The following is a 26566-nucleotide window of genomic DNA, read 5'->3' as shown; positions in this document are numbered from 1 at the left end:
AGATTTAGATTCCGAGCCGCGCGGGCACCGTTACTCGCGCAGTCGAATCGAGACTACGCCTCCACACCGAGCCCCACGACTGTACGGAGGTATGAAATTGGTTCGGGATCTAGCCAGAAGGATGAGCATTTGAGACTCAAAGCGTCAACCCGTCGTACCGAGGGCGCTCAAAGCTTGCAACGAATTCCTCCTGGTGCCCATAAAAAGTCGCTCCGGCCGGCATCCTTCTCAACTCCGGGGAGGAGCGTTGAGAGTTTGGGACACCGACCAGAGCGACCGAGGGATTCTCACGTCGTTCTGACGCGAGAAGTTCTCAGAAGACGATTATTCGCCTCTGGCTGTTTTTAGTTTTCTACTTGCGATATTCAGTGACGAGTCGGTAGATGAACGCGGCCATCGCCTGACGGCTGAGGTCATCCTTCGGCCAGTACTCCTTGGTATCGCCGACCTTGTTACCGGTCGAGAGCTTCGTATCGTACATCCACGAGATCTCCTTGTAGAACTTCATCCCCGGCTTCATGTCGGCCATCGGCGACTTCGCAGGAGCCTTGTAGTTCTTCGCGGCAGCATCCTTCGATGCTTCCAAACGATAAATAAACGCGGCCATCGCTTCACGAGACAGCGGCTCGTGCGGACGATATGTCGGCTTACCCGACGGCTCAGCCCACCCCGTCGAGTACTTCATCTCGTACATCCACGCCATCTCCTTATAGAAAGAGTCGGTCGGCTTCACATCAGCAAACGGAGACACTGCGGGGGCCACATAGCCCTTAGGGGCTTCCATCCTGTAAATGAACGCGGCCATCGCCTGACGCTCCAGATTGTCCTGCGGCTTGTACAGCGGCTTGCCTGCGGGCTGGCGCCAACCGGTGGAGTACTTCATGCACTCCATCCAGTCGATCTCTTTATAGAACTTGTGCGACAGCGGGGTATCCGCAAACACCGGAACCTTACGCGGCTCCATACACGGCAGGTCAGTAAGTGTCTCGATTGTCACCGCAATTGCGTAATTCTTCGTCGCGATTGCGCCGGAATTATTCGATGTGACAGTGAACCTGAAGATTCCGGCTTTCGTGGGCGTACCCGAAATCTTGCCGGTCTTGGCATCAAACTTCAGACCTGTAGGCAGAGCACCAGCAGTTATTTCGAGTGTTGGTTTGCCGTCACCCGAGGCCGTGATCGTTGCCGAGTAGGCTTTCCCAACCATGCCAGCTGGCAGCGAATCGGGCTTGATCGTCGGTGGCACCGGTTTTGGCGGAGCCACGACGTCCCAACTCGCAACCAAGGTCATGCTTGAGCTTACGGGCATTGAAAAATCGTAGGGCACACCGTTGAGGGTCCACTCTCCGAACTCGTATCCGTCGCGCACAGGCTTCCCCGGCGCAGAAACAACGTCGCCGTACTCAACCTCAACCGGGGCAATATCCGTTCCACCCGCGGAATCAAAGCTCACTGTCACCAGATCGGCTTTATCCCCCACAACGAGGTTGAATGATCGCGTGATCACATTTCCGTAAGCGTCGGTGCGCGTGATCACCATGGGAAAGATGCCCTGTTGCGTGGGCGTCCCTCTGAGCTCTCCAGTGTTGCTGAGAGTCAGACCGGGAACCCCGCCGCTCACCATTTCGAACGGTCCCTCAATAAAACCGTCCGTAACGCTGAACTGGAAACTATAGGGCTTATTCACCGCAGCTTTTCGAGGCGTGTTTGTAATGTCGGCTCGACTCAACGTATATGTGATGTTCGCCGAATACGTTGCACCCGAACCCGGCCCCGGATCTCCCACAACTTTCGCTTTGAGTTCGTTGTTTGCGGGGAGAGGCGACCACATCGTGATTCCATCAGAAGCCGTGGTTGCGTCGGCGGTTGTTGTGAGCACCACTCCGGGGAGCATCTTGAAGGGATCGGTCGTTGATACTGGCCGACGGTATGTCGACTCGGTCACAGAGGCCACGGCTGGCACCCCCATGACGCGCTGCTCTTCGAAACCAACCGTCCGCAATCTTGGCCAGGTATCAAGCATCGAGAGATCCGACACCTTCGCACTATTCACGTTGAGCAGCGTGAGTTCCGGAAGCCCAGCGATAGGACTCAGATCACTGATATCGGTGTCGGGCGCAGATAGAACTCTGAGTTGTCTGAGGCTTGCGAGCGGGTGAATATCACTGACCAACGTTTCTTGGAAGTAAACCTCTTGAAGGCCGGCATCATCCCTGAGCGGTTCTAGGCTCGACACCTTCGTAGCTGCAAGTTCAATACGCCACAGTTCTGCCTTACCGCTCACAGGCGTGAGGTCTGAAACGTCGGTCCAGTTGACCTGCAAATAGTTGATCTTTGGCATCGTTGAGACTGCGTCAATATTGCTGATCTTTGTTCGACTCACGTCAAGCTGGGCCATACGGGCAAGTCCACGCAAAGGCTCGATTGATGTGATCGGGTTCCGGCTCAGATCCACAATTGCCAGATTCGACGCGTACTCAAGTCCGGTGAGGTCAGTGATTCCTGAGTTTGATACTGACAGCGATTGGAGTTGACGCATTGTCCCGCGCGTAATCGTAGTGCCGAGCTGGATTCCGATCTTTGCACGCAGTACGGGATCAGGGATTTGCACTACCTCGTTGTCTTCAGGCAATGCGGCTCGGTCAGAGGCTGCCAGGCGGCCTTCTTGTGGGGCAGAGATGCCTGCGCTGGGAAAAGCGAGGTCATTGTGACCAAGCGGAAGATTCTCAAGTTGCTGTTGCGTTTCCGCCTGAGCGGGCAGAGCTGTTCCCAGCAACAGGGCCGTGGCCGCAAATGCGGCCACGATCCCCTGTCGTAGATGTTTGTTCATTTTTGCATTACTTCTTCGCGCGGTAGTCAGTGACGAGTCGGTAGATGAACGCGGCCATCGCCTGACGGCTGAGGTCGTCCTTCGGCCAGTACTCTTTCGTGTTGCCCACCTTGTTACCGGTCGAGAGCTTCGTGTCGTACATCCACGAGATCTCCTTGTAGAACTTCATCCCCGGCTTCATATCAGCCAGCTTTGACACCTTCGGCGCCTTGTAGTTCTTCGCGGCAGCATCCTTCGATGCTTCCAAACGATAAATAAACGCGGCCATCGCTTCACGAGACAGCGGCTCGTGCGGACGATACGTCGGCTTCCCCGACGGCTCAGCCCAACCGGTTGAGTAACCCTTCTCGTACATCCACGCCATCTCGGTGTAGAACGAATCCCCAGGCTTCACATCAGCAAACGGAGACACCTTCGGCGCCTTGTACCCCTTCGGGGCTTCCATACGGAAGATGAACGCTGCCATAGCCTGACGCTCCAGATTGTCCTGCGGCTTGTAGAGCGGCTTACCAACGGGCTGGCGCCAACCGGTGGAGTACTTCATGCACTCCATCCAGTCGATCTCTTTATAGAACTTGTGCGACAGCGGGGTATCCGCAAACACCGGAACCTTACGCGGCAAGGTGCACTGCTTCGGCGGAACAGGCGGGTCAATATCCTGAACAGCCACCGCAAGCGTGAAACTCTTCACCGCATCCGGCTTAACCTCATTTGTCGCGGTCACCGTAAAGGTGAAGGTGCCCTTCTGCTGAGGCGTGCCGGTAATATTGCCCGCCGCATCCATGGTCAAGCCCTTCGGCAAAGCACCATCTGTGATGGACAAGGTGGGAACGGGTGTGCCAGTTGCCACGATTTGTGCGTTGTAAGCATTCCCAAGCTGAGCTGAAGTGATGCTTTCGGTCGTGATAGACGGCGCGATCTGCACCACCTTCGGGATGTACGTGTACGCACCGGGCAGTGTTGTTGTGAAGCCGTCAGACCATGTAACCGTCACGTCAACCGCACCGGCAGCGTGTGCGGGCGCAGTCACTGATGCGGCACGTGTTGCGGCCGCCGTAATCGTTGCAGCTGCACCGTCGAAATCAACACCGGTAATGAGAGGCGCGTCGTAGTCAGCCAGCAACTTCGGTGTCGAGGGAAACACAAAGCTACCATCCACCTGCTGGGTACCCCAGCCCCAAAGCTCGTTCCCCTCAGAAATCGCAAGGGGGGACGCACCAAGTGACGTCGAGATCTTCTTTATGGGAGGCAGTCCCTCAACCAGGATCGGAGTCATTTCTTTGCCACTTGTGGTTCCGTTGCCAAGACGTCCATTACTTCCCAGGCCCCAGGTATAGACACGGCCCGTTGCATCGAGCGCCACTCCCGGCTTGACATCAACAATGTCTACGCCCTCAGGAAACTCAATCGCATATCCGAGAGGCTGGCACATGGTCGTGGCGCAACTGGAGCCGAGATACCCACCATTGAGGTTGCCCTCGTTATTGCCGCGCGAGTACCACTTACCGTCGCTTGCCTTGGTATAGCTAAAGTTGTTTCCGGCCACAATGTCGCCGGTCCAGGTAGCACCATCGGGAGCGCCAGCTGCCATGGGAACCAAAGTTGGAGTGTAAACGGTTGGAACCGTTGGCGCGCCAAGAATCTGTCCGTAGATGCTTGCACCCCAGCCGTAAACGTTTCCGTCGGCGGTGCTTGCGAGGGCGTGCGTCGAACTCGCGCTTACCTTGGTGACTGGAGAGCTCGTCGGAAACGGAATGAGTGTTGGAACCGCTTCGTTTTTGTCACTGGCCCAAGCTCCCTTTGTGACGCCCCAACCGTATAGCTTGCCATCATCGGTGATCGCGTAGGCTGTCTGCCCCTCGGCCACGATCGAGACAAAAGTTGGGTCGCCCGCCACAGTAAGCTTCCGAGGTAGCGTCTGGTCAGGAACTCCCGTGCCGAGTCCAAGCTCACCAGCACTGCTTCGACCCCAGGTCCACAGCTGTCCGTCCGAGTCAAGCGCGACGCTGCTAAAACCTGTATTACCCAGCTGGGCAATCTTCACACCTTCCGGGAAGACCGCGTAGGAGTTCTGGTCCGTCGGCAGCGGATTCTTGTTACCGACACCAGCCTGCCCACTGCTGTTGTCGCCCCAGCTTAGAACCTTTCCGTTTGCGAGCAGCGCCTCAAAACCGTAGCTGCCACTTGCGGCAACGATCTCCTCGGTAGCCCGATCTACGTTCAGCTCAACGGCAGTTCCACCCTCAACCGGCCCAGAGTTTGGTGTGAGCGGCTCAGCCGGCTGCGGAGTAGCGTGAGCGGCAGTGGCGCCGCTCAATAAGAATGCCGAAATAAGAAATGTCGCGAGTGTTTTTTTACACTTCACCAATTGATATTCGCCCCCAAAGTTCTTCAGGCACCTGTGTGCCTGATTGTCGTTTTACTTAACGAAACGATAAGTGGTCTTTAGTGGGGCTATGGTGGAAACGGGTACCATTACGACTGTGATTCAGTAGTTTGTTGCGTGCTTTACGGTGTTAACGCGAGGCTTGCCGTACCCGCTTGAACTTCCAGTCAGTAGTACTTGGCAATTGAGTGCGTGTCCAGATGGACAGGCTTGGTGACGCACCGGCCGGGATAAGCCTGGAATCTCTTGATCGTGGTCCGAGCTGAAAGAGTTCGCTGTCGCAGCGGGTTAGCGCTCTGACTAGCTTTTCCGCCCTGCGCATTTCGCGCCGGCTGCATTACTCGAGCGCAGGATCCGGGCCGAACCGTTCCCAGGCCTGCATCGCGATCCACAGCGCCGAGATGTCTTCGCTTCGCGAGGCGCTTCGACCCGTCAGTGCCTCGGCTTGCCGCAGCCGATACGCGAGGGTCTGCCGGTGCACGCCCATCTCGTCGGCGCTGCGAGCCCAGCTGCGGTCATTGCGCAGGTAGCTGAAAAGTGTCTCCCGGAGCGTTGCCGCCCGGTCGCTGACCTCGGAGAGCGGACCAAGCACCTCGCGAATAATCTCCCTGGATTCCCGCTCGCTCCGAGCCAAAAGCCCCACCCGAGCCGCAGCAAACTCGACCCACGCCCCAGCTACATTGTGCGTGTCGGCGAGGGCGCTCACGGCCTCCACGACGGCCCCTCGGGAGTCACCCCAGCTCCCAATAGAGTGAGAGATCCCAGCTGCAGTGCCGAGGTCTCGCAGCAGCCCGCGCATTTGATCGAGCCCCTCGCTCGGCACGAGCGCGATCCCACGCTCATTTCCATGGCCGACGAGCACGCGGATGCTTCGAATCGACGCGAGACGCGCCACCCCCTCGACCATTCCCTCAGAGAACGCCACCAATCGGCAACCCGATTGAATCGAGCCCTCACCCAGCACGGTCTCGGCATCACGGCTGTCGCCGTCGGTGAGCAGGTGCTTCAGAGCCAGATCCTGAGCTTTAGCCTCTGCCTCTGCGTCGAGCAGCATCCGATCAACCTCGACCTCGATCACCCGCTTTAGATGCACCAGCACCATAGAGTTCAGGCCCTCTTGCGTGCGCTCACCGATCTCGAGCGTCGCCCGATGGCGCTGGGAAAACTGATGGCTGCGGATCCTTGTCTCTTCGGAATCGCTCACAACAAGGCTCGCTGATTCAAGCAGACTCAACCCGGTTTCACGGTCGATGACCGCGATCTGAACTCCCAACAATCGCGCCAGCTCGTCAACAAAGCCTTGAGGGCTGTTCGCCGCGGCGGCGACCTCGTACAGCCGCGCCAGTGTCAGCACGTGCGAGGTTTGAGTGCTGCTCGCCGCGGCGGCAACGTGCTGAGAGATCGCGGACCACGGCACCGCGGGTTCTGTGCGCAGCAATGGAAACTCGAGGCGATCGGCCTCAGCGTGCATCTCGGGGCTCAGCACCAGGTCTTCGTCACGACCGCCAATCGTGGCGCCCGCGATCCCCGCCGCAACAAGCTCGCGTACAAAATGGACTTGCCCGGCGGTGTCCTTCGGCACACAAAAACCCACGGTCATCAGCAGTTCATCGCGGCCGACCCACAGCCAGGGTTCCTCGAGCTCACAGCTGTGCGCCCACGACACTCGCCGATCGATGCCGCTTGCGCCTGACAGAACGCGCGTGCGCAGCGTCTCGATCGCGACAAGGTCACCGATGGTCATTGAGGCTTCATCCACGCTGTATGCACTCCCAAATTCGACTCAGGCACTCACCGATAGTCATCTCCACAGTACCGGGATACTGTTGACGGCATTAAGCGATGGCGCTGCCCAAGCTGCTTCAGAGGCGTGCCATTCGATACCCTCGATATTGCGCTCGCACTGTTCATCGAAGTGGGAAACATAGCGACACCACGCCAGATTATGGAGAATCCAGTTTGACAATCAAAAAGACGATGCCTGCTTCCCTCACAGCGCTCGCCATAGTCGGCGCAGCCCTCACCGGCTGCGCTCCTTCAGGTGTTCCGCAGGAACCCGCAGCCGTCTCCGATGTGAAGCTCGAGCCGATTGGTGACTCCGGCCGCTGGTTCAGTGAGGCCTACGCCGAAGGGGTCGACGCCGTTTACTCCACGACGAATAAGGTGTGCGGCATCACTAAGGATCACTTAATTGTTGAGGCGGTCAGGGGTCCCGGTTTCAGAAGCCGCGTGCAAGCTCATTCGCTCGCGCCCTCGACCGGAGCCGGAATCATTTGGGAACTCACAGACATGGATTGCGGTGAGGATGCGGTCTATGGCGACTCCGTACTCGTGAAGACATCTACGACAAAAGACGAAAGTACATGGCAGCTCGCCGACGCGAGCACAGGCGAGCTAAAGAGCAAGTTGCCACTTACAGATGATCACCTCTTCCGACTAAAACAGCTCACAGAGGTAGACGGTATTCCAGTTTTTCTCGCGGACGATGAACGCGTCATCGGAGTTGGCACGGACCGTATCCTCTGGACAAGATACTTGAGCCGAGGGCGTGCGACTTCGGTAGTTGTTCTCAAAGACGGACACCTCGGCATGAGCAACTCAGATAGCAAGGGCAACTTCACCGTTATTGACGGAGCAACGGGTGACGACACTGTCTCAATGAAATACAGCAACGGTGAACCTTCCTGGACAAACGACGGCTTCTCTCTGCTCGAGCGTCAAGTGAAAAGTGGGGGCTACGACATCGTCTTCTACGACCTGGAAGGCACTGAAACGCATCGGTTCAAAGATGCGAATTACCACACGGGCTTCATTGGCATGACTCCCTCCCCAGACGCTGGGGTGACGTTTTCCACCGCCGATCGCATCAAGGGTGAGGGAGTGTTTGCCGTGGACGCTTCAGGCACTCCTGCAATGTTTTTCAGTACGGGCAATTCGCCAGAGATATTCACAAGAAAAGGCAAACTCGACAAGAACTCGAAACTCTATGACGGCTCACAGCGCGAGGGGACTCCTCCCGCGTCTTACAACCAGGCCTCAGATGCCCACGCCGACATGAAAGCGGTAAGCAAAGAGGGCACCATGTTTCTCTACCCTGGAAAATACGAGGTTCCTAAAGTGTTTATCTACGATCTCAACGGAAATCTCGTATTCGAATGGTCCACGTCGGGCAACTACTTTGGAGTGGCCGTTGAAGGCGGCTACATCACAATAAATGAGCAGGACTCAACGCAGGTGCTGTTGCCGCCCTGGAATCCTGACGAGTAGGCACCTCGTGTGTAGTAGCCTCAAGGCATTCGAGTAAGGCGCTACCGCGCGATCCAAGGAATCCCACGTGACACGAACCTCTGACGCTCTCGATATGCCGCGGCGGCGGGATCTGCTGCGGGCAATGGATCTTGCGGTCGACATCGGCTTTGGTGTGCTGTTGCTGGTCTGCGGGGTGCGGTACTTTGCGTATCACCCGTTTAGTGGGAATGGTCCGCTGATCCTCGCGCTCGCCATCTGTGCCGGGCTCAGCTACGCGGTGGGGGTGATCGGGCGCAGGCGTCGCGTGACCGCCGCGAACCGTCATCTCAGCGCCGTGAGGTCTCGGCAGGGCATCGGCCTGCTGCTCGCGACCGCGTTCTGGCTGCCTCTCACGATTCTCGCACCCTCCTTTGCCTGGTGCGCATTCGCGCTGTTCTTCGCCGTGCACCGCGTGCTCAGCGGCCGGGTCGCCATCATTCTCTCGGGCGCAATCGTTGTTGCGGTGAGCCTTGGGCTGCTGATCATGTCGCAGGGGCAGGATCTGGGCCTCGTGCTCGGCCCCTTCTTTGGGGCATGGTTCTCGCCTATGCCTACTCAAGCCTCGACCGGGCGCTCGCTGACCAGCAGCAACTCATCTCGGAGCTTGTCGAGACACGGTCTCAGCTCGCCCGATCTGAGCGGGAAGCCGGTGCGATCGCGGAGCGGGGCCGCGTCGCGAGCGAACTACACGACACGGTGGTGCAGCGAACAGCGGGTGCGCTGATCCTGCTCGAATCAGATGAACTCAACGATGGTGCGCCGTCGAGTGCCGTGGTTGCGGCGCGCGAGGCACTGCGCGATTCACTGGTTGAGACACGTCAGCTGCTGCAGGGGCTCGCACTTCCACGTGACGCGACAAACTCACTCACGGAAACGCTGCGGGAGCAGGCCGAGGCGGCGGGGGCGACATTCGCGATTTCGGGATCGGCGCAGCCGGTGCCAGACCCGATCAGTCACGCGCTCCAGCGTATTACGCGGGAGGCACTGATCAACGCGGCAAAACACGCGGACGCCACCGTCGTTCGGGTGACCCTCAACTTCTTTCCCGATGCCGTAGGGGTCGACATTGCTGACGACGGAGTGGGGTTTGATCCTGAGTCGCCTATTACCGCTGAGGGTTCAGGCGGGTTCGGGATCCGCGCCATGCGCTGGCGAACAACCAACCTCGGGGGCGAGCTGTCAGTCGAATCACAACCGGGGCATGGCACAGTGGTGGCCGCGATCGTGCCGCTCGCGGGAACAGTGGAGGGGTAAGTAGATGGTGAGGATCCTGCTCGTTGACGATCACCCGGTGCTTCGACACGGGGTGCGAACTCTGCTCGATACACAGTCAGACTTTGAGGTGGTTGCCGAGGCGGGGTCGCTCGAGGAGGCCGCGACTCGCTTGAATGCCCAACCCATTGATGTGGCGCTCGTGGACCTCGACCTCGGGCCCGACAAGCCCGGCGGAATCGAGGTGACCGCCGCGATCCGGCGCGCTCACGAAGCCGTGAAGGTCATCATTTTCACGGCCTACGATTCCGACGCCGATATTGTGCGGGCGGTGGAGGCTGGTGCGGCCGGCTACCTGGTGAAAGACAGCCGTCCCGCCGAGCTTTTTCAGGCGATTCGTTCGGCCGCGCGCGGCAGCGACGTGATGCCGGAGAACATTGCGGAGCGACTGCGGCGGCGCGGGGATCGACCCCAAGAAACGCTGACGAGCCGCGAGCTTGAAGTGCTGACGCTCGCCGCGAAGGGTCTCTCGAACCGAGAACTCGCTCGTGAGCTCGTGGTGAGTGAGGCCACCGTCAAGACCCACCTGCATCACGCCTCGACCAAACTCGGCACCGAGAATCGGCAGGCCGCCGTGGCTGCGGCGGTGAAGCAGGGTCTAATTCGGATCTAAGGCGCTTGCGGGCAGGTTCGTGCAGGTTCAACCGAATGGTTGATGTGGGGTATTTCGCGCGTCCGTAGCGTGGTTGTTATCGCCTCGGAACGTGAAGTTCTAAGGCGAGTTTCACACCCCCGACTAGACAGGAACTCGCACCCATGCCCGTTCGCAAATCACACAAGCTCGGATCGTTGATGGTCATTTCGGCGATCGCTGCCGCAGCACTCTGCGCTCTGCCTGCTGCCGGCGCACTCGCCGTCGACGCACCCACCACGTTCTCAAGCTCGCCCGAGGTTTTGGCAGCCACTCCGTCAGGCACACTCGCTGCGACCCCGTGGGAGACCACCAGCGCTGTCAACCAGAACGGCGACCCCGTCGCACTGACCGACCCCGCAGTTGCCAACTTCGTCGGCTGGGCCTACTACAAGACCGACGGCACGTTCACGATGTACAACCTCGACGACTCCCCCAAGATGCAGGGCGACTGGACCGTCTCCGCTGACGGCACCAGCCGCACCCTCGTCGCGAAGAACGCCGCGGGCGAGGTGCTCTTTACTCGCGTCGTGCCGATCACCGTGCTCACCGATGCCGAGTTCACCTACCGCGTCATCCCTGACGCAGCGAACCCCGGCGTCTACTACGACATCGTTCACACGCCGACCACGCACACCGAGCCCGGCACCGTGTCACCCTCGGCGATCCTCGCCGCAACTCCGTGGGAGACCACCGGAGCCGTCAACCAGAACGGCGACCCCGTCGCGCTGACCGACCCCGCAGTTGCCAACTTCGTTGGCTGGGCGTACTACAAGACCGACGGCACGTTTACGATGTACAACCTCGATGACACCCCAAAGATGCAGGGCGACTGGACGGTCTCTGCCGACGGCAAGTCACGCACCCTCGTCGCGAAGAACGCCGCGGGCGAGGTGCTCTTTACCCGCGTCGTGCCGATCACTGTTCTTACCGATCAGGAGTTCACCTACCGCGTGATCCCTGACGCAGCGACCCCCGGTGTCTACTACGACATCATCCACACGCCGACCACGCACGCGGAGCCCACGACTCCTCCCGTTGTGATCCCACCGAAGAAGGACTACGTGGCTCGCACGGTTCCCGTCTTCGCTGACACCCCCGTCTCGCACAAGTTCTACAAAGAGATCGACTGGATGCACTTCATGGAGTACTCCACGGGGTGGCGCCAGGCAGCGGGCAAGCCGGTCTACAAGCCGAAGGACAAGCTCGAGCGTGCCGCGATGGCAGCGTTCATCTACCGGATGGAAGCTCCCAAGAATTACGAGGCTCCGAAGGTCTCGCCGTTTGCTGACGTGAAGCCCGGCGATCCCTTCTACAAGGAGATCGCGTGGATGTTCGAAAAGGGCTACGCAACCGGTTGGGCAGAGCCGAGCGGCAAGCCAACCTACCGCCCGAAGAACAAGCTCTCGCGCGAGGCAATGGCGGCCTTCATCTACCGCCTCGAGGCGCCGCGGAACTACCAGGCTCCAACCTCATCACCACTGGCCGATATGAAGCCGGGGATGAAGTTCTACAAGGAGATCTCGTGGATGTACTCCGAGAAGCTCACCACGGGCAACAAGGTCGGCTCGGCCAAGGAGTACTGGCCCAAGGATGAGCTGTCGCGCGAAGCGATGGCAGCCTTCATCTTCCGTCTGGTGAACGACTACCGCAAGTAGGGTCTCGCGCCTTCCCAGTTCGGGGGTCACTTTCCTGCGCTAAACAGTGTTTTAGTACAGGAAAGTGACCCCCGAACTGTTTGAGTGGCGGATCCCGGGGCCACCCACGGCAGAGTACGCTGGACGGGTGGCACGCCCCGACCTCAGCCCCGAACAGCTCGCCGTTTACGAACGCATCGAGCACACGCGCGAGCACATTTTCGTGACGGGTCGCGCGGGCACGGGCAAGTCAACGATCCTGAACCATCTCGCGTGGAATACCAGCAAGATCATCGCCGTGTGTGCACCCACCGGCGTTGCAGCACTGAACGTTGGCGGTCAGACCATTCACTCGCTCCTCCGATTGCCAACCGGGGTTATCGCAGATCAGGAGCTTGAACAGCCGGCCGAACTGAAGAAGATGCTGGCCTCGATAGACACTCTCGTCATCGACGAAATCTCGATGGTGTCGGCCGATCTCATGGACGCGATCGACCGTTCGCTGAGGATCGCCCGCGGTAAAAAACACGATCCCTTTGGTGGCGCGCAGATCATCATGTTTGGTGATCCGTACCAACTACCTCCGGTACCGCCCCGCGATCCACACGAGCGCGCGTACTTTCACGACACCTACCGCTCGCTGTGGTTCTTCGACGCGAAAGTCTGGGCGAGCGCCCCGATCGCGGCCATCGAACTCAAAGAGGTCCACCGGCAGCGCGATGACCGTTTCAAGCAGATCCTTGGCGCCGTGCGCCACGGGGTCGTTGAGGCGGATCAGGCGGAGGAACTCAACTCGGCAGGATCCCGCGCCGCACCCCGCGACGTGATCACCCTCGCCACGACCAACGCCGTCGTGAACAGGATCAACGCCGAGCGTCTTGCCGAAATCAAGGGCACCCCGCTCAAGGCCGTGGCCGAGATCAACGGGGAGTTTCGCGAGAACACGTATCCCGCCGACGAGGTGCTTGAGCTCAAACCGAACGCCCAGGTGATGTTTCTGCGCAACGATCCCGATGGCCGCTGGGTCAACGGCACAATCGGCACAGTGTCACGCGTCGACGGGACGGTGTGGGTGGAAATCGCGGGATCAGACGAGGAATTTGAGGTCGAGCCGACCACCTGGGAGCGCTACCGCTACCGCTACGACGCCGAGACCAAGAAGCTCGAAAAAGAGGTCGTGGCCGAGTTTGAGCAGTTCCCGCTGCGGCTCGCCTGGGCGGTCACCGTGCACAAGTCACAGGGCCACACCTACGACGCCGCCGTCATCGACCTCGGTCCGCGCGCGTTCAGCGCTGGCCAAACGTATGTGGCGCTCAGCCGCGTGCGGTCGCTCGACGGCCTCTACCTGCGACGCCCGCTGCAGCCGCGCGACGTAATCGTCGACCCGAACGTGGTTCGGTTCATGACCGAAAACGGAGTTGGCTAAGCCGTAGCCTTCTGGCGGCTCAGGTCAACGAACACCGCGGTGTTGAAACCGTAGGCGATCCGCACCTCTTCGAGGAAACGCTTGCGCTCGGCGTCGTCCATGCTTACACCGAGGCGATCAAGCCCGGCGCGGTAGGTGTTCTTGAACGCGGGGATCGAGCCCAGCTCAGTGAAGTTGTAGAACTCAATGCCGGCATCCGCGAGGTCGTGCTGCTTGGCAACAAGCTTCGCGATCATCTGGCCACCGGAGAGATCGCCGAGGTAGCGCGTGTAGTGGTGCGCAACGATGCCGGGGAGCCAGTTCTCGGCTGCGATCTCGCGAATGCGCGTTGCGTAGGCCTCGGTCGCGGGCACGGCAGAAATACGCTCGCGCCAGTCGTCACCAATCAGGTACGCCAGGTCGGATTCCAGAGCTGACTTGCGCACGAGTGCGGCGGGGTGGAAATCTGCAAAGGCAGGATCCGCGGTGAGCTGCTCGGCCGCGACCTCAAGCGCCTCGTACATAAAGAAGTGCTGGGCTACAAGATCGATGTAGTCCTGGCGAGATGCGCGTCCGTGCATGATGTCGTCCATGAAGCCCGCACCCTCACTGTCGGAGTGATCCGACCAGGAAGTCTCGCGAATAACCTTCGAGAAGGCCTTATCTTCAGCTTCAGAATCGGCTGCGCCGTCCTGCGGAAGCGGCGTTCCGTGCGAGTGCTCGGCGGCGGGCTTGTGCTCTTCACGAGGGGTGACACCCAGGCGTTCGCAAGCGGTCTTGTAGAGCACAACAACTTCACGACGGATCTCGGGGCGCTCTGAAATCGGGCCGCTCGGCCACGCGACAGCAAGATCCTGCTCGCCATCTGCATCGGTGACGCGCCAGATGCCCGCTTCTTCGTTCAGGCCAACCATCGTGCTGGCTGTAGCGCCTGGCCGCCCGAAAGCGCGCGCAATCAAGAGGTTGTCTTCTGGGTGGTCTCCGTTCATGTGTCCCGTTACTGCGGCAACCACGGTCTCCGAAAATCTACTCACCCGGCCAGTCTAGTAAGGTTCCCCTCACTTCGCCCCTCCCGGTCTTTTCTCACAGCCGAACACAGTAGACTCTCGCCAGTTCTGTGTCCCCGCAGAGATTGGCGGTTGAGTTGTTTTCGAAGTCCACGCGACGCGCACGCTTCGCAACTATCGGCGTGCTCGCTGTAGCGGCACTCGGTCTATCTGCATGCTCCGGCGGCGGGTCTGGTACCCCCACCGTGGATGCTGACACGATCGACAGTTCGCTCGCCTCAAGCATCGACGATGCCGTCGCATCCGCGATGAAGCAGAGCGGATCAACCGAAGCAATCGTTGGCGTGTGGGGCAAGGACGGCGCTGAGTACGTTCGTGGCTACGGCAGCGACAAGATCAGTGGCAATAGCCCGATCCGCGCAGCCCAGGCCGCGCAGCCGGTGATGTGTGCGCTGCTCATGGACATGGCTGGCTCAGGAAAACCGACTCTCGATCGCGAGATCTCGAAGGATCTGACGAGGCAGGTCGGGATCGACGGCGTCACCTACGGGGAACTCTGCACAATGACGTCGGGAATCGCCGACTTCAAGGCAAACTTCACCGACATTTTTACAAACAACCCCACTCGCGTGTGGCCCGAACAGGAGCTCATCGCGCAGGGGCTCGTCGACTCTCCAAAGGCCGACCCAGACGTTCAGCCCGGCTTCCGCCAGTCTGACACAAATGCGGCACTGCTCTCGCGCGTGCTTCGCGTGAAGACCGGCGAAGAGACGCAGCAGCTGCTGAGCGACCACGTGTTCGGCAAGGCCGGTATGGGCTCGAGCTACTTCCCTGACCCCGACGACGACACGCTCTCGGGATCCGCGATGACCGGCCTCACCTACCCCTCCAGCGGCGGCAAGCCCGTGTGCGATGCCGGGGTTGTGAAGGTACCGAAGGTGTCGCCGTCGATGCTTGCGGGAGCTGGCGGTACGGTCACGACGGTCTCCGACCTCAAGAACTTCTACACGCACTACTTCGATGGCACGTTTGGTGGCAAGAAGATGGCCTCGGTTACGACGGAGACCATTCCGACCAAAAAGGTTGAGGAAGGCAAAGACGGCCAGGCTGCGACCCCCGACCCCAACGAACGCATGTGGGCTTTCGGCATGGAGAAGCAGGGGCCGCTCTACGGCCGCGCTGGCGCCATGACCGGCACCCTCACGACCGCTTTCCACGATCCTGACTCGGGATACACCGTGATTGTGGCGCTGAACAACTCGTCGGCGGGAGCCGCGTTTGTGAAGTCTCTCGGCTTCGAGATTGCGGCGCTTTCGGCGAATGCTGGGATTGCACCAGACATGACCTGGTCGGTTGAGGATCAGGCCGCCGCGCTGAAAAAGGGTGCGATCTGCCAGTAGGGGTTTCGCCTTTCCGCCCATTTACTGCGGCATCTCAACGAAAACCCCCACTGGCAATGCGAACTACCTTGTTGAGTAGATCTTGACGTATTCACCGAACGGGCGTTCCCATCGCGCCGAAAGATGGTTACGCCACCTCACCTCAATATCGTCACCCATGTCAGTGACATATAGAGATCCTGCGTACCTGGTCCACTGATGCGGACCGTAGTCAATGTTGGGAAATAGCCCTGCCGAGCTCGGTGCATTCACCCCGTGAATACGACGGCCTCCAACCAGAATTGATCGAATTGAGCGTTTGTCCGCTGCATCAATATGCCAGTGACCCGAAAACCATCCTGCCAGGTTTTGATGCCCGGATACTAGGTTTTCAATCTGAGCCCAGTCCCGGATATTACCGGAATTCATTGGCTTGTCGCTGAACTGAGTTGCAGGTAGCGCATGCGAAGCAAACCACACTCGCTTTGAAGAGTGTTCCGTGAGCTTACTGTCTAACCAGGTGAGAATGTCTGGTGAGAGCGGGTCAGGTTCGTCATAGTTCCCCTCTTGCTTCCCGTCAATTGAAAGCTTATCTATGTACCGCCAATAATGAGGGCTGATCCCCAACACAACCACGTCACCAAGCACCATCTCTTGGTTCGCAATACTTCGCCCAGGCACTTCCGCCGCCCACTCATTTGCTGATCGAATGCGTCTCGGAGCGTCTGGATTGTAGGTAGTGAGGTCATGGTTACCTGGCGTATCTAGGTACGGTCGACCGCTCAACAACATCTCCCTGCGGAAAGCCCTATATTTTTCGTCTTCAGGTAGCTTTTCCGACCATTCGATGCAGTCTCCCGTGTGCAGATGACCGTCTGCAAAATGACGCAGCTTAACAATGTCACGCGCGGCTCTGGTGCACCAATTATCGGTGAACTGCCACCGAAAACCCTGCTGGGTATCGCTCACATGGTTGATCACCGTGCCACGTCGTCGATCTGGAAACAGGGAGAGCATTAAACCCTCGCAAACTTCATCGTAACCGCAACTGGATACTTCACTGTGAATGCCCCTGCAACCGAAGTTCCGAACGCTACGACGTCGCCAGCTTGAAGGACCCTAGCTTCTTCATTCCACGCAGCACCATCAAGCGACCAAAGTGTTCGAGCCACCGGAGCATTTCCAAGCATTGGACGCTCAACAATTTGACTACCTGATGTACCGCGAAATCTCCTAAGGGCAACATTCGCAGTACTTTGAACCGTTGGAGTGTTCATCGCGAAGTTAAATGTGCACTGTGCGGAGGTGATTTTCATTGCATACGGCGCAACGAAGATAGGGGAATAGTTGGACCAATTGGCCTCACCCACTATCTTCCCCTCTAGCCAAACCCCACTGATAGCAGAACTGATAACGAGATCGTCTGTAGTTGCCATGACAGACGCAATCGCGTCCAACTGAGCTGACAGCCGCGATACGACTCCGTCCACGTAGTCTTTCGTTACGGGCTCACCGCCCTCAATCAGATTCTCGAGAGTATCTTGTGATGCTGCACTAGCGAGAGATGACCCTCGAGTCTGCATACCTCTAGTTTCTATAGACATAATTCGCCTTTCCTTTTGGTCATTACTTGGACTTTCGACGCTGCTTAGGTTTGCGGAAGCATTGGAATTGGATGACAGCCAACGACTATCCAGTCAGTTCAGAGTCCAGTAAGTGCACGGTCGGCAGCGCGCAACCAGAAACCCACAAACTGGAACAGAATGTATGAAGGTGAGAGTGCAGGAGGCTCACAGAGATTCTGCTAGGGTGGACGAGTTGAGATCGTTGATTTCACGCCGTGGGGATGTAGTTCAATGGTAGAACTTCAGCTTCCCAAGCTGATAGCGCGGGTTCGATTCCCGTCATCCCCTCCAAACATTTGATTGAATGTACTAACACAGGCTCTATGAGAAAAACGGAGCGGAGATTCAGGGGCCTCCTACCCCCTCTCCTACTCAAATCACGCTTGCGGATATGACTGCATCTCAGCTTTCCTAGTTGGTATCAAGCGCAGAGGTGGCACGGGTCCCGTTGCCGCTATCCAAAATAGGCCCACCGTCCCAATAACGATTTCCGAAGCGGAATGTGCGGGTGGACTTCGTACCGATCTTGATAGAGGCGACGACTCCGGCTTTTGAGGAGGCGATCCTATTCCCCGAAACAGTAACGTCGAACGTTGTAGCAGGGTCGCTGTTAGCTCCAAGATCGATCCCGGCACCGCTGTAGTCCCGGAGGTAGTTGTTTGCCAGAATTCCGTTGCCAACTCCAATCGCCCGGATCGATGTGTAGCCGCCTTGAATCCGATTCCCCTCCACAAGGTGGTGTTGTCCTCCATAAAGGTGGATTCCGAATGAACTTGCAGCTCGAATTGAATTACCCTGGATTACCGCCGACGCAGACCTGACATCGATTGTGTGATTAGTACCTGAACCCTCAACCGTATTGGCACTAATTACTAGGTTTTGGTCGTTGTCGACGCGACAGAATCCGCATTTCACGCTTTCGCTTACATTCCCCGTAATCGAAATACGGTCGTTGCCAGGCGCATTCATATAGATGAGTGAGCTTGAACCATCCGAGTAATTCGCGTTGAATCCGGTAAAGATATTGTCACTGATTTTCCAGTTCATTGCTGCACGTGGCTTTGTGAGTATCTCTTTGACCGGTGAAGCGGCAGCTGCTTGGCCTAAAGGAATAACCTCAGTAAGTGGCCGCGAGGCAATGACTGATCCTCGACCAACTGCTTGTGTCGGCCCTGCGTACGCAAAAGTGTTGCCACGAATCACAACATTGCGAAAACCCGCCATATGCAACCAGCCTTGCCATGGGTTCCCAGCCACATCCTTTGTCCACCCCCGAACAAGGTTGTTCTCAAACCAAATATCTTGGTACCACCCATCGTCTCCCACAAGAGCACCGCTGTGCATGCCCAAGGGGTTCGGCAAAGGATACTCAATCCCACCAACTTCGAGAGTGGTGAAAGTACATCCAGTCACCCTTACATTTCTTGTCGGGAGCCCGTCGAAGAAATCCAAGCCGAAATAACCATGCCCAGCACCCGAGTAAGTTGCGCTGTCCGTCTGAATAGCCTCAATAATCTCGCGACCAGGGAGCGGATTCATGCCCCTGAACGTAGAGTTAGTGATCCGCACGTCATCACACCCAAGAAGATCAAGGTAATGACCGTTCACCATTCCTTGTTCAAATACGCAGTTCTCAATTCGTAGCCCACGGACGTGCATGAAGCTCATCACCTGATCACGGCCCGCACCGGTTACGGCATAATCTCCGACCGTCCGCAAATTTCTGATCGTGATATCGCGGCCACCCCCGCCATACCCCTTTGAATACATTTCATTGGCGAAGGTAACGGCCCCCGTCGCAGAGGCTGTCTTGGTGACGGTCGCACCGTTACCTTCAATAGCCACACCACTCTTGAGGATCACAGCCGCTGCAATGTTGTAAGTTGCGCTCCCCCGAAAATTAACCGTTCCACCTGGTGATACGGCGTCCACCGCCCCCTGGATCGCAGCAGTGTCGTCTGTGACTCCATCTCCAAGCGCGCCATAATCCTCAGGCGTTGCACTGTGCAAAGTATTTTCCATGAATAGCTCCCTTTCAATGAGGAGTCCCGCACTTTGCGGAACTGGATAGCTCGCGTTGGCCACCGTGCCGGATGAGGGCTCGAACCTCACATATGTCCGGGCAACCCAGTCGACACATGGCACCTTGCTCCGCCCGACGCATTAACCCAGCGCCGCAGTTCCCGCCGCTTGGACGGGCCAGATCTTGCCACCAGAATCACTGGTCGGGCTTTTCGCCGCCACGCCCCTGCACACCCACCACCAGTGTGTTGAACGGAACCAAGCAGCTATTTAACGCGTTACCCTGATTGCACCGGCCCTTTGGTGGGGATCGGAATTTCAGGTAAAACTATGTAGTTATGCCCGATGGCAGCGCCCTTGATCGATCTGCGAGCGCATCACGAGCTATTTTTGGCAATCAGTGACTGGCCAAGGCCGACACTTTTCGCAATGTGAGTCCCGACGGGGTGGGGCAACATCCACCGCCGAGCAACCGAGTACTGCATTGACCGAAACATCGAAGTGGTCCGCAATTTCAAAGAGTTCGTCGATGGTGAAAGAACTCGCGTTCGACATACGCCGCTTCAACGTAGACAACGAAATCCCCGTGGATTCGGCAAGATAATCCTGTGATTGTTTTCTGTCATTCAGCAATACCCTCACCGCCTGGGCCATTCTCGCACTAGATCTCAAATAGTTCATATGAACTACAATAGTTCATATATCCAAAGAATCAAGAGTTCTGTACTTTTCAGTTCAGAAGTGACACTATTAGAACGTGAACGACTACGAAACCCAAGATCTCACCAGGCATGTAGCCGGAACGATTCGCGGACTCATGGCCCAATACGGCGTGAACCAAGCTGAAATGGCAGAGGCCATTGGAGTCTCACAGTCCCAATTGTCAAAAATGACACGAGGCACAAGGCCCATATCCCTCGATCACTTCCACGCAATGTGCTGGGCACTTGGCGCAAGCGCAACTGACGTTCTAAGTCTTTCGGAACAGTTCGTAAGTGAACACAATTCACCCGCCCCATCGCTCCGAATCTACGTGGAAGATGGCAGGCGTCTCCCGGAGACCCGGGTGATCACTTCCAGTAACGAATCACCTCTTCTCCCAGTGTTGGGCGGTCGCAAGCGCACCGATCCCGACGGAAATGTCACCCCATCGGAGGAGACTAGGGGCAGCAATGATCTGGCCGGAGTCACCTCTCTGCACCAGCGAGACTATGCACGCGTCGCTGAAGAGACGGAAGAAGACGGCGAGGACCGGGAGTAAGGAGATCTTATGGAGCGGCTCTACGATTACGCGACGGAGTTAGGCGTGCAAATTGAGTTTGCAGATTTGCAGTACCTAAAACGATCCGGCGATTATTGCCACGAGTTGCGACTCATAAGGATCCAAGACGGCATGATGCCCCGCAAGACACGGCACACTCTTGGGCATGAACTCGGGCACGCTACTCACGGAGATGAGCCATCAGTTCTCCCGCATATTCAAAAACGACTCGAAGATCGCGCCGACGAATGGGCCGCCCATTTCCTTATCGAACACGACGCGTTTCGAGAGGCGGAAGAACGCCACAGTGGTCATATTCCGGCTATGGCAGTAGACCTCTACGTGCTTGAAAAGACCGTACGCGCCTATGTTCGCACTCTCGATCGCATTGGAAATGCCGTGTACATCAGTTCAAAACTCGGAGCAGGCCAGTGGACCGAAAAGGTTAAGGCCAACTAGACGGCAGGCTTCGACTTACAAATTCTGCCCCACAGCCCCCCTGATGTCGCAGCAGGGCCTCTTTGATCTCGGTACCAAACAGGATCCCACCGAGCCCACCGTCAATGGCGCGATCCTGTGGCACGGCACCACCAGCGCGACCAGGTTGTTGGCACAGCCCGATGCCGCCCGAACCGCAGAGGGGGCCGCCCCGCGAGCGCCGTAATATCACCAGCGGGCTCTCGTCGGATGTCGGATTGTCGTGATCTGTTGTTCACGGGCTACCTGCCAATAGACCCGACAACCACATGCCCATCCCTGGGTATTTTCGACATGCGCGCGCCCCGCGTAACGAAACCGGGGAAAATTCAGTCTGTCTCTTTCGGGCCTGCACTGACTGTGTGGGCAGTTGGGGCAGATGCTAGAGCTGCCTCAAAGCGAAGAGCTGTTTCGAGGAGCACTATGTATCGAGTCCGATCAACGAACACAAGGCGGGGTATACAACGATCGCTGCCCACCCAAGTGAGTGGAACTCTGGCCGGTGTGCTTGTTGCCGTGGCCCTGTTGAGCGCTGGGAGCGGACCAGTCGTGGCGGCGGAACAGCCGAACGCGATCGGAGCGGGCTCAATTCAGACACCGTCGGGATTCACCGCGTCGATTCAGAACCCTCACTACGTACTCCCCCAGCTCCAGTCGCAGGAGAACACGATTCAGGCACTCCCACAGATCGTGACTAACCCCAATGGGAACGGCAGCTGGGGATTCGATGCGGGGCAAGCCTCACTTCGAGTGTCGACCGCACCGCAACTGCCCGGCACTGTCGTGCCTGCGCCGTTCGGCGACACGGGGTGGCACGATTGGGCCACCTACGATCTTGTGTTCTCCCAGCCGATAGCGAATCCCGTCATTCGAGTCGCTCAGCGTACGGGCGGCACGGCTCGGTCTGATTTCCTATACACAAACCATGCAACTGCTTCAGTCGGAGTGAGTGGCGCCATGAATGTCGCGGGCACGCAGGTACCGGTGCAGTTGTCTACGTTGAGCGGCAGTTATGCAAATGGCTACCAAGTTAGCGACAACACAATCCTTCCGAGAGATCCTGTCAACGAGACTGTCTGGGCAGCTGATGGATGCTCTTCCACCGAGTATGAATACTCCAACGTTGGCCCAGGAACGACGGAGGCATTGTGGCTGAAAGGGTTTCGAAACACCACTAAGAATCCTGAGCTGCGGCTGATCACAAACGGGTGCGGTGACATCCTGGTAGATACCGGTGGTGTGCCGGTGAAGTCACTCTCGATCCGTCATCTCCTGCAATTCTTCAATAACTGGCCTCTTGAGGGAAATGGGGACGGGGTTACTATAACGCTGTCTCAGGCCCAGCTGCGGTTCTCCGTGGTCGTACCAAACGTGGTCTCCGGATCACCTGCCGTGATCCCGGCATCGTACGGCGCCGCAACTCACGTCGTTTCGACCGGGCGCCTGGGCAACACACTCGTGCCGGCGTACGAAAACGAACTCCTCACCACTGCCACATCGGGCGTTGCCGAAGACAACTCCGATGCCGGATACGACGCGTTCACCACCGCGCAATTGAACAAACTGTTCGCGACAGCGGGACCCGGTAACCAGGTCACGATCCCGGTTCCACTCTCCCTCGTGCAAAACGACGCAACCCTGGCCGGCTGGGTAGATTTCGACCGCAGTGGAGACTTCTCTGACGAGGAACGCGCCGTGGTCGCCGTTCCCGCCGGCAGCACCAAAGCCTTCCTCACCTGGACGGTCCCCGATACTTACCAGCCAGGCGCCGGCTACCTCCGTCTCCGACTGAGCAATACGGCCAGCGCGGTCGACACCGCAACCGGGATGGCTGACTCCGGGGACGTTGAGGATCACCAGCTTCTCCTCCCCGCCCCGCACAACGCTTTTGCGGTCACAAAAACCGCAAGCAGCAACACCGCGCATCCGGGGGACACGGTCAAGTACACCCTCAAGGTTGTCAACACCGGCAACCTCGATTACACCGCCGACAAACCGGCATCGCTGACCGATGACCTGTCTCAGGTGCTTGACGACGCCCGTTTCAACAACGACGCGACGGAGGGAGCAACTCTCACCGGATCGACGCTCTCCTGGTCTGGCCCACTCGCGGTCGGAGAAACCGTCACGATCACGTACACGGTGACCGTGAACGATCCCGCGACCGGAGACAAGACACTCACGAACGTCGTGATTCCCGACCAGCAAACCGGCGGGGGTTGCGAGGCCGAGGCGGAATGCAAGACGACCACCACGGTCACTCCGCCCGTAATCACCCCACCCCCTGTCACTCCGCCCGCAGTTACCCCACCGATGAAGCCCGGAGGCCCAAAGACCACGGATCAGCCGCAGCCACCCGAGAAGTCGCAAGGACCGACCTCGACCCTGGCCCACACCGGGTTGGACGCGGCAGGGATCGGCGGGATCACCGGGATCGCGCTCGCCACGATACTGCTCGGCGGAATACTCCTGCTCCGTCGACACAAAACGCGCTAACCCCCGCCGGGTTGCTCCAACACGGAGGGCTGTTCACCGCTTCAGCAGCGGTGAACAGCCCTCTGTGCGTAACAGGCGGCAGACGCTCTCCTAGAGCAGCACCCCTTCATGCCGCAGCAGGGCCTCCTTGATCTCGGTGCCAAACAGGAACCCGCCGAGCCCACCGTCGGTGCGCACGATCCTGTGGCACGGCACCACCAACGCGACCAGGTTGTTGGCACAGCCCGATGCCGCGGCCCGCACCGCAGAGGGGCGCCCCGCGAGCGCCGCGAGTTCGGTGTAGGTCACGGCGGCCCCGCCCGGCACTTCCCGCAGCGCGCGCCACACGTCTCCGCGGAACGGGGTCTCTGGCTGCGCGACCGGCAACACGTCGATCGCTGTGATGTCACCAGCGGCATACGCGCGCAGCGCATCGGGAACAGCGCCCTCAGCAGTCGCTGAAGCGGCGAGACCGCGCGAGGCAAGCTCGGGATCAAGCGCCTCCAAACGCGTCATCAGACTTGTCGCGCCCGGATCCCCCTCGGTCGCAAACCCGCCCGCGCGGATCGCGCCGTCTTCCGGGGTCCAGATGGCGTGGAACGGGTGCCCGACAACGTCGACGACGGCCCAAGACAGCGGTGCAGCATTCATGATTGTTCCTTTCGTGCGGTCGCTTCCAAGAAGTCAGACCAGAGGTATTGGGTGGCGTAGCCGCGGTACGGCCGCCAGGGTTGGGCCAGCGCGATGGCCTCACGGTCGCTCGTCACGCCGAGGGCGCGGCGCAGAATCAGATCGCCGGCAGGATAGGCGTCAGGATCACCGAGCGCTCGCATTGCCACGAGTTCAACGGTCCAGGGGCCGATCCCCCGGAGCGCAAGCAGTTCGGCGCGAGCGCGATCCCGATCCGCTCCTGGCCCCAGGTCGAGGCCCCCTGCCAGGGCAGAGGCAAGTGTGCTCAGCGTCGCCGCGCGGGCGCGGGTGAGCCCCAATTGTTCGCGCAGATCCTCGACCGGGATCGCGGCCACAAGCACGGGATCCGGGGCCGCTCTGAACCCCGAAGCCGCACCCCCCGATCCCGCCACAGCAGACTCAAAGCCCTCAGCCAGCCGGCCCTGCAGCGTTCTGGCTGCAGCGAGCGAAACCTGCTGACCCAGCACCGTGCCGAGCGCAAACTCTTGTGGGTGCCGGGCTCCGGGAAGTCGCAGCCCGGGTCGGCGCAGCAGAATGTCGCCGAGCACCGGGTCTCCCATGAATGCCGCCTCGATTTGCCCGGGATCGGCGTCAAGATCAAGCAGTCGCCGCACCGCCTGGATCGCGGGCATCGTATCTGCGAGGCCCGGCAGTGTGATGGTGACGGGGATCCCGACCGTGCTCGCGCCGCCCTCAAGCTGCCGCGAAACCTCCGGTACCTCGGGCCACTCGATCCGCACCACGGCGGTACCCCCTGGCACGTCTATGGCGTGTGAGGTTGTGCCGTCTGTCGCGATTTCGTCGCGGCCGGGAATCGCGTGGGCGGCGAGAAACGCACGCACCCCGGCGGCGGCGAATGGCGCCCGGGTGCGCAGACGCAGTGCGAGCTTTGGGCGCTCGTCAGATGTCGGGCCGTCGGGATCTTGCTCGCCGCCTCGGATTGATCCTGAACTGCGTCGCGATAGCGCAGACGGCGCCACCCCAAATTCCTCCCGCATCGTGTCACCGAACTGGCGCACGCTGCCGAATCCCGCAGCAAACGCCACGTCGGTGAGTGGCAGTTGTGTCTCTTCGATCAGTGCGCGGGCGGCGTGGGCACGGCGAGTGCGGGCGAGCTGCAGAGGACTTGCCCCGACCTCTTCGATAAGCATGCGGCGCAGGTGCCGCTCGCTCACGGCAAGTTCAGTCGCGAGGCCCGCCACTCCGACGGTGTCAACGGCACCGTCACGAATGCGGCGCACCGCGCGGGCGACAAGGTCACCTCGCGCGTCCCAGTCGCGGGTACCGGGAACGGCATCGGGGCGACAGCGCTTGCACGCCCTGAAACCAGCGGCCACACACGCCGCAGCCGTCGAGTAGAAGCGGCAGTTTTCAGGGCGAGGCTTTCGTGCCGGACACGATGGGCGGCAGTAGATGCCCGTGCTTGTGACCCCGAGATAGACCCGGCCATCCCAGCGCGCGTCACGCCCTGAGGCGGCGCGATAACACGCGTCGAAGTCGAGCGTGGCGGGGGCGGTAGTGGGGTTCACGTGACTATTCTCGCGCCTCCACGAACGGCACGCACGCGGAAATCGGACATCGTGGTGAATCCTCGCGCTCAGGCTGAACCAAAGGTCGCTACGCTCTAGGCATGGGAGATGCATCGGGACGTACCGCGCTTCTGCGCGCCACGATTGTTGTCGTCGCGAACGGGGGTCTCCGAGCGCTGACCTATCGCGCCGTTGCCGCCGAGGCGGGTGTGTCGCACGGGCTCGTGCGGCACCACTTCGGAACACGGGATCAGCTCATTGCAGAGGCGATGGAGTTCGCGATCGACGAGAGTCTGCGCGGATCCAACATGCTCGAGAGCGGGCTCACCGTTTCGGAGTTTGCCGCCGGCATCGAGACCCTGGCCGAGCGCGAGAGCGGCATCCAGTCGTTCCAGTACGAATTGCTGCTTGAGACGCGGCGCCGCCCTGAACTGCGGTCTTTCGCCGACCGGCACTACCAGGCGTATCGGGATGCAATCAATAGCCAGCTCGCTCGGCTGGGGGTGTCAGACGCGGGTCTCACCGACCTGATCTGGTTCACGCTCGACGGCATCGTGTTCAAACAGCTAGTCGCCCCGGGTGACGTTGGCCCGGCTGTGCAGCGCATGAGACAGCTCATTGAGGCGAGCGTCACGACGAGCTAGCAACGCCG

21 protein-coding genes and 1 tRNA gene are annotated in these 26566 nt (G+C 59.3%); 13 read left to right on the top strand and 9 right to left on the bottom strand.

Features of this window, described 5'->3' with window-relative positions; genetic code table 11:
* Positions 1 to 352 precede the first annotated feature (352 nt).
* The 3 genes from G7068_RS11075 to G7068_RS11065 all read right to left on the bottom strand — a co-directional run bounded on the left by G7068_RS11075 (position 353) and on the right by G7068_RS11065 (position 6960).
* Positions 353 to 2830: a putative Ig domain-containing protein gene (locus tag G7068_RS11075; RefSeq protein ID WP_166292021.1), complete on the bottom strand. Its 2478-nt coding sequence runs from the start codon at positions 2828 to 2830 to the stop codon at positions 353 to 355.
* Between the two features lie 7 nt (positions 2831 to 2837).
* On the bottom strand, positions 2838 to 5147 hold the full coding sequence (locus G7068_RS11070; RefSeq protein WP_166292020.1) for an RCC1 domain-containing protein: 2310 nt from the start codon (positions 5145 to 5147) through the stop codon (positions 2838 to 2840).
* 406 nt (positions 5148 to 5553) lie between these two features.
* The gene (locus G7068_RS11065) at positions 5554 to 6960 is read right to left on the bottom strand and encodes a PucR family transcriptional regulator (protein WP_166292019.1); all 1407 of its coding nucleotides are present in this window, start codon (positions 6958 to 6960) and stop codon (positions 5554 to 5556) included.
* Between the two features lie 215 nt (positions 6961 to 7175).
* On the opposite strand from G7068_RS11065, the gene G7068_RS11060 reads away from it, so the two are divergent.
* The 6 genes from G7068_RS11060 (at position 7176) to G7068_RS11035 (ending at position 13470) form a co-directional block, all read left to right on the top strand.
* Positions 7176 to 8483 (top strand): NHL repeat-containing protein, encoded by a 1308-nt coding sequence (locus G7068_RS11060; protein WP_166292018.1) that lies wholly within the window; start codon positions 7176 to 7178, stop codon positions 8481 to 8483.
* A gap of 67 nt (positions 8484 to 8550) precedes the next feature.
* Complete coding sequence (locus G7068_RS11055) at positions 8551 to 9228, top strand: hypothetical protein (RefSeq protein WP_166292017.1); 678 nt, start codon at positions 8551 to 8553, stop codon at positions 9226 to 9228.
* A complete protein-coding gene (locus tag G7068_RS11050) occupies positions 9201 to 9758 on the top strand; it encodes a sensor histidine kinase (RefSeq protein WP_166292016.1) in 558 nt (185 codons plus the stop codon). Before G7068_RS11055 ends, G7068_RS11050 begins: the two co-directional genes overlap by 28 nt.
* Before the next feature lie 4 nt (positions 9759 to 9762).
* Positions 9763 to 10389: a response regulator gene (locus G7068_RS11045; protein WP_166292015.1), complete on the top strand. Its 627-nt coding sequence runs from the start codon at positions 9763 to 9765 to the stop codon at positions 10387 to 10389.
* Between the two features lie 143 nt (positions 10390 to 10532).
* Complete coding sequence (locus G7068_RS11040) at positions 10533 to 12065, top strand: DUF4822 domain-containing protein (RefSeq protein ID WP_166292014.1); 1533 nt, start codon at positions 10533 to 10535, stop codon at positions 12063 to 12065.
* Between the two features lie 127 nt (positions 12066 to 12192).
* On the top strand, positions 12193 to 13470 hold the full coding sequence (locus tag G7068_RS11035; protein WP_166292013.1) for an ATP-dependent DNA helicase: 1278 nt from the start codon (positions 12193 to 12195) through the stop codon (positions 13468 to 13470).
* Here the strand turns inward: G7068_RS11035 and G7068_RS11030 are convergent.
* Positions 13467 to 14483: a biliverdin-producing heme oxygenase gene (locus G7068_RS11030; protein WP_244304462.1), complete on the bottom strand. Its 1017-nt coding sequence runs from the start codon at positions 14481 to 14483 to the stop codon at positions 13467 to 13469. The two genes, G7068_RS11035 and G7068_RS11030, sit on opposite strands and share 4 nt — an antisense overlap.
* Positions 14484 to 14566: 83 nt before the next feature.
* Between G7068_RS11030 and G7068_RS11025 the strand changes: the two genes are divergently transcribed.
* Complete coding sequence (locus G7068_RS11025; protein ID WP_244304460.1) at positions 14567 to 15856, top strand: serine hydrolase domain-containing protein; 1290 nt, start codon at positions 14567 to 14569, stop codon at positions 15854 to 15856.
* A gap of 63 nt (positions 15857 to 15919) precedes the next feature.
* On the opposite strand, the gene G7068_RS11020 is transcribed toward G7068_RS11025, so the two are convergent.
* On the bottom strand, positions 15920 to 16804 hold the full coding sequence (locus G7068_RS11020; RefSeq protein WP_166292012.1) for a metallophosphoesterase family protein: 885 nt from the start codon (positions 16802 to 16804) through the stop codon (positions 15920 to 15922).
* A gap of 873 nt (positions 16805 to 17677) precedes the next feature.
* Between G7068_RS11020 and G7068_RS11015 the strand changes: the two genes are divergently transcribed.
* Positions 17678 to 17751, top strand: a tRNA-Gly gene (locus G7068_RS11015).
* Between the two features lie 120 nt (positions 17752 to 17871).
* Here G7068_RS11015 and G7068_RS11010 read toward each other — a convergent pair.
* Together G7068_RS11010 and G7068_RS16665 are read right to left on the bottom strand one after the other, a co-directional pair.
* Complete coding sequence (locus G7068_RS11010) at positions 17872 to 19482, bottom strand: right-handed parallel beta-helix repeat-containing protein (protein WP_166292011.1); 1611 nt, start codon at positions 19480 to 19482, stop codon at positions 17872 to 17874.
* Positions 19483 to 19866: 384 nt separating this feature from the next.
* Entirely contained in the window at positions 19867 to 20136 is a 270-nt protein-coding gene (locus G7068_RS16665) for a helix-turn-helix transcriptional regulator (protein ID WP_166292010.1), read from the bottom strand.
* Positions 20137 to 20239: 103 nt separating this feature from the next.
* Between G7068_RS16665 and G7068_RS16660 the strand changes: the two genes are divergently transcribed.
* The 4 genes from G7068_RS16660 to G7068_RS16510 all read left to right on the top strand — a co-directional run bounded on the left by G7068_RS16660 (position 20240) and on the right by G7068_RS16510 (position 23716).
* Entirely contained in the window at positions 20240 to 20743 is a 504-nt protein-coding gene (locus G7068_RS16660) for a helix-turn-helix domain-containing protein (RefSeq protein WP_166292009.1), read from the top strand.
* Between the two features lie 9 nt (positions 20744 to 20752).
* Positions 20753 to 21202 carry an ImmA/IrrE family metallo-endopeptidase gene (locus G7068_RS10995; protein ID WP_166292008.1) on the top strand — a complete coding sequence of 150 codons (450 nt, stop codon included), beginning with the start codon at positions 20753 to 20755 and terminating at the stop codon, positions 21200 to 21202.
* Positions 21203 to 21245: 43 nt separating this feature from the next.
* Entirely contained in the window at positions 21246 to 21407 is a 162-nt protein-coding gene (locus G7068_RS10990) for a hypothetical protein (RefSeq protein WP_166292007.1), read from the top strand.
* A 296-nt stretch (positions 21408 to 21703) separates the two neighbouring features.
* Positions 21704 to 23716, top strand: a complete 2013-nt coding sequence (locus tag G7068_RS16510) for a DUF7927 domain-containing protein (protein WP_244304458.1) — start codon at positions 21704 to 21706, stop codon at positions 23714 to 23716.
* 90 nt (positions 23717 to 23806) lie between these two features.
* On the opposite strand, the gene G7068_RS10975 is transcribed toward G7068_RS16510, so the two are convergent.
* Positions 23807 to 24346 (bottom strand): methylated-DNA--[protein]-cysteine S-methyltransferase, encoded by a 540-nt coding sequence (locus tag G7068_RS10975; RefSeq protein ID WP_166292006.1) that lies wholly within the window; start codon positions 24344 to 24346, stop codon positions 23807 to 23809.
* Entirely contained in the window at positions 24343 to 25914 is a 1572-nt protein-coding gene (locus G7068_RS10970; RefSeq protein ID WP_205881283.1) for a DNA-3-methyladenine glycosylase 2 family protein, read from the bottom strand. Before G7068_RS10970 ends, G7068_RS10975 begins: the two co-directional genes overlap by 4 nt.
* A 101-nt stretch (positions 25915 to 26015) precedes the next feature.
* Between G7068_RS10970 and G7068_RS10965 the strand changes: the two genes are divergently transcribed.
* Positions 26016 to 26558 (top strand): TetR/AcrR family transcriptional regulator, encoded by a 543-nt coding sequence (locus G7068_RS10965; protein WP_166292004.1) that lies wholly within the window; start codon positions 26016 to 26018, stop codon positions 26556 to 26558.
* Positions 26559 to 26566: the final 8 nt, after the last annotated feature.

The sequence above is a fragment of the Leucobacter viscericola genome, assembly GCF_011299575.1.
Taxonomy (GTDB): domain Bacteria; phylum Actinomycetota; class Actinomycetes; order Actinomycetales; family Microbacteriaceae; genus Leucobacter; species Leucobacter viscericola.
Note: the sequence above shows the minus strand (reverse complement) of the source record. Positions and strands in the feature narration are given on the sequence as shown.

What these genes read in the sequence shown, in the direction of transcription:
- G7068_RS11045 (WP_166292015.1), top strand. Translation starts at nt 9,763, where the DNA reads ATGGTGAGGATCCTGCTCGTTGACGATCACCCGGTGCTTCGACACGGG.
- G7068_RS11075 (WP_166292021.1), bottom strand. Translation starts at nt 2,830, where the DNA reads ATGAACAAACATCTACGACAGGGGATCGTGGCCGCATTTGCGGCCACG.
- G7068_RS10990 (WP_166292007.1), top strand. Translation starts at nt 21,246, where the DNA reads ATGTCGCAGCAGGGCCTCTTTGATCTCGGTACCAAACAGGATCCCACC.
- G7068_RS10965 (WP_166292004.1), top strand. Translation starts at nt 26,016, where the DNA reads ATGGGAGATGCATCGGGACGTACCGCGCTTCTGCGCGCCACGATTGTT.
- G7068_RS11010 (WP_166292011.1), bottom strand. Translation starts at nt 19,482, where the DNA reads ATGGAAAATACTTTGCACAGTGCAACGCCTGAGGATTATGGCGCGCTT.
- G7068_RS10995 (WP_166292008.1), top strand. Translation starts at nt 20,753, where the DNA reads ATGGAGCGGCTCTACGATTACGCGACGGAGTTAGGCGTGCAAATTGAG.
- G7068_RS16665 (WP_166292010.1), bottom strand. Translation starts at nt 20,136, where the DNA reads ATGGCCCAGGCGGTGAGGGTATTGCTGAATGACAGAAAACAATCACAG.
- G7068_RS11065 (WP_166292019.1), bottom strand. Translation starts at nt 6,960, where the DNA reads ATGACCATCGGTGACCTTGTCGCGATCGAGACGCTGCGCACGCGCGTT.
- G7068_RS10975 (WP_166292006.1), bottom strand. Translation starts at nt 24,346, where the DNA reads ATGAATGCTGCACCGCTGTCTTGGGCCGTCGTCGACGTTGTCGGGCAC.
- G7068_RS11040 (WP_166292014.1), top strand. Translation starts at nt 10,533, where the DNA reads ATGCCCGTTCGCAAATCACACAAGCTCGGATCGTTGATGGTCATTTCG.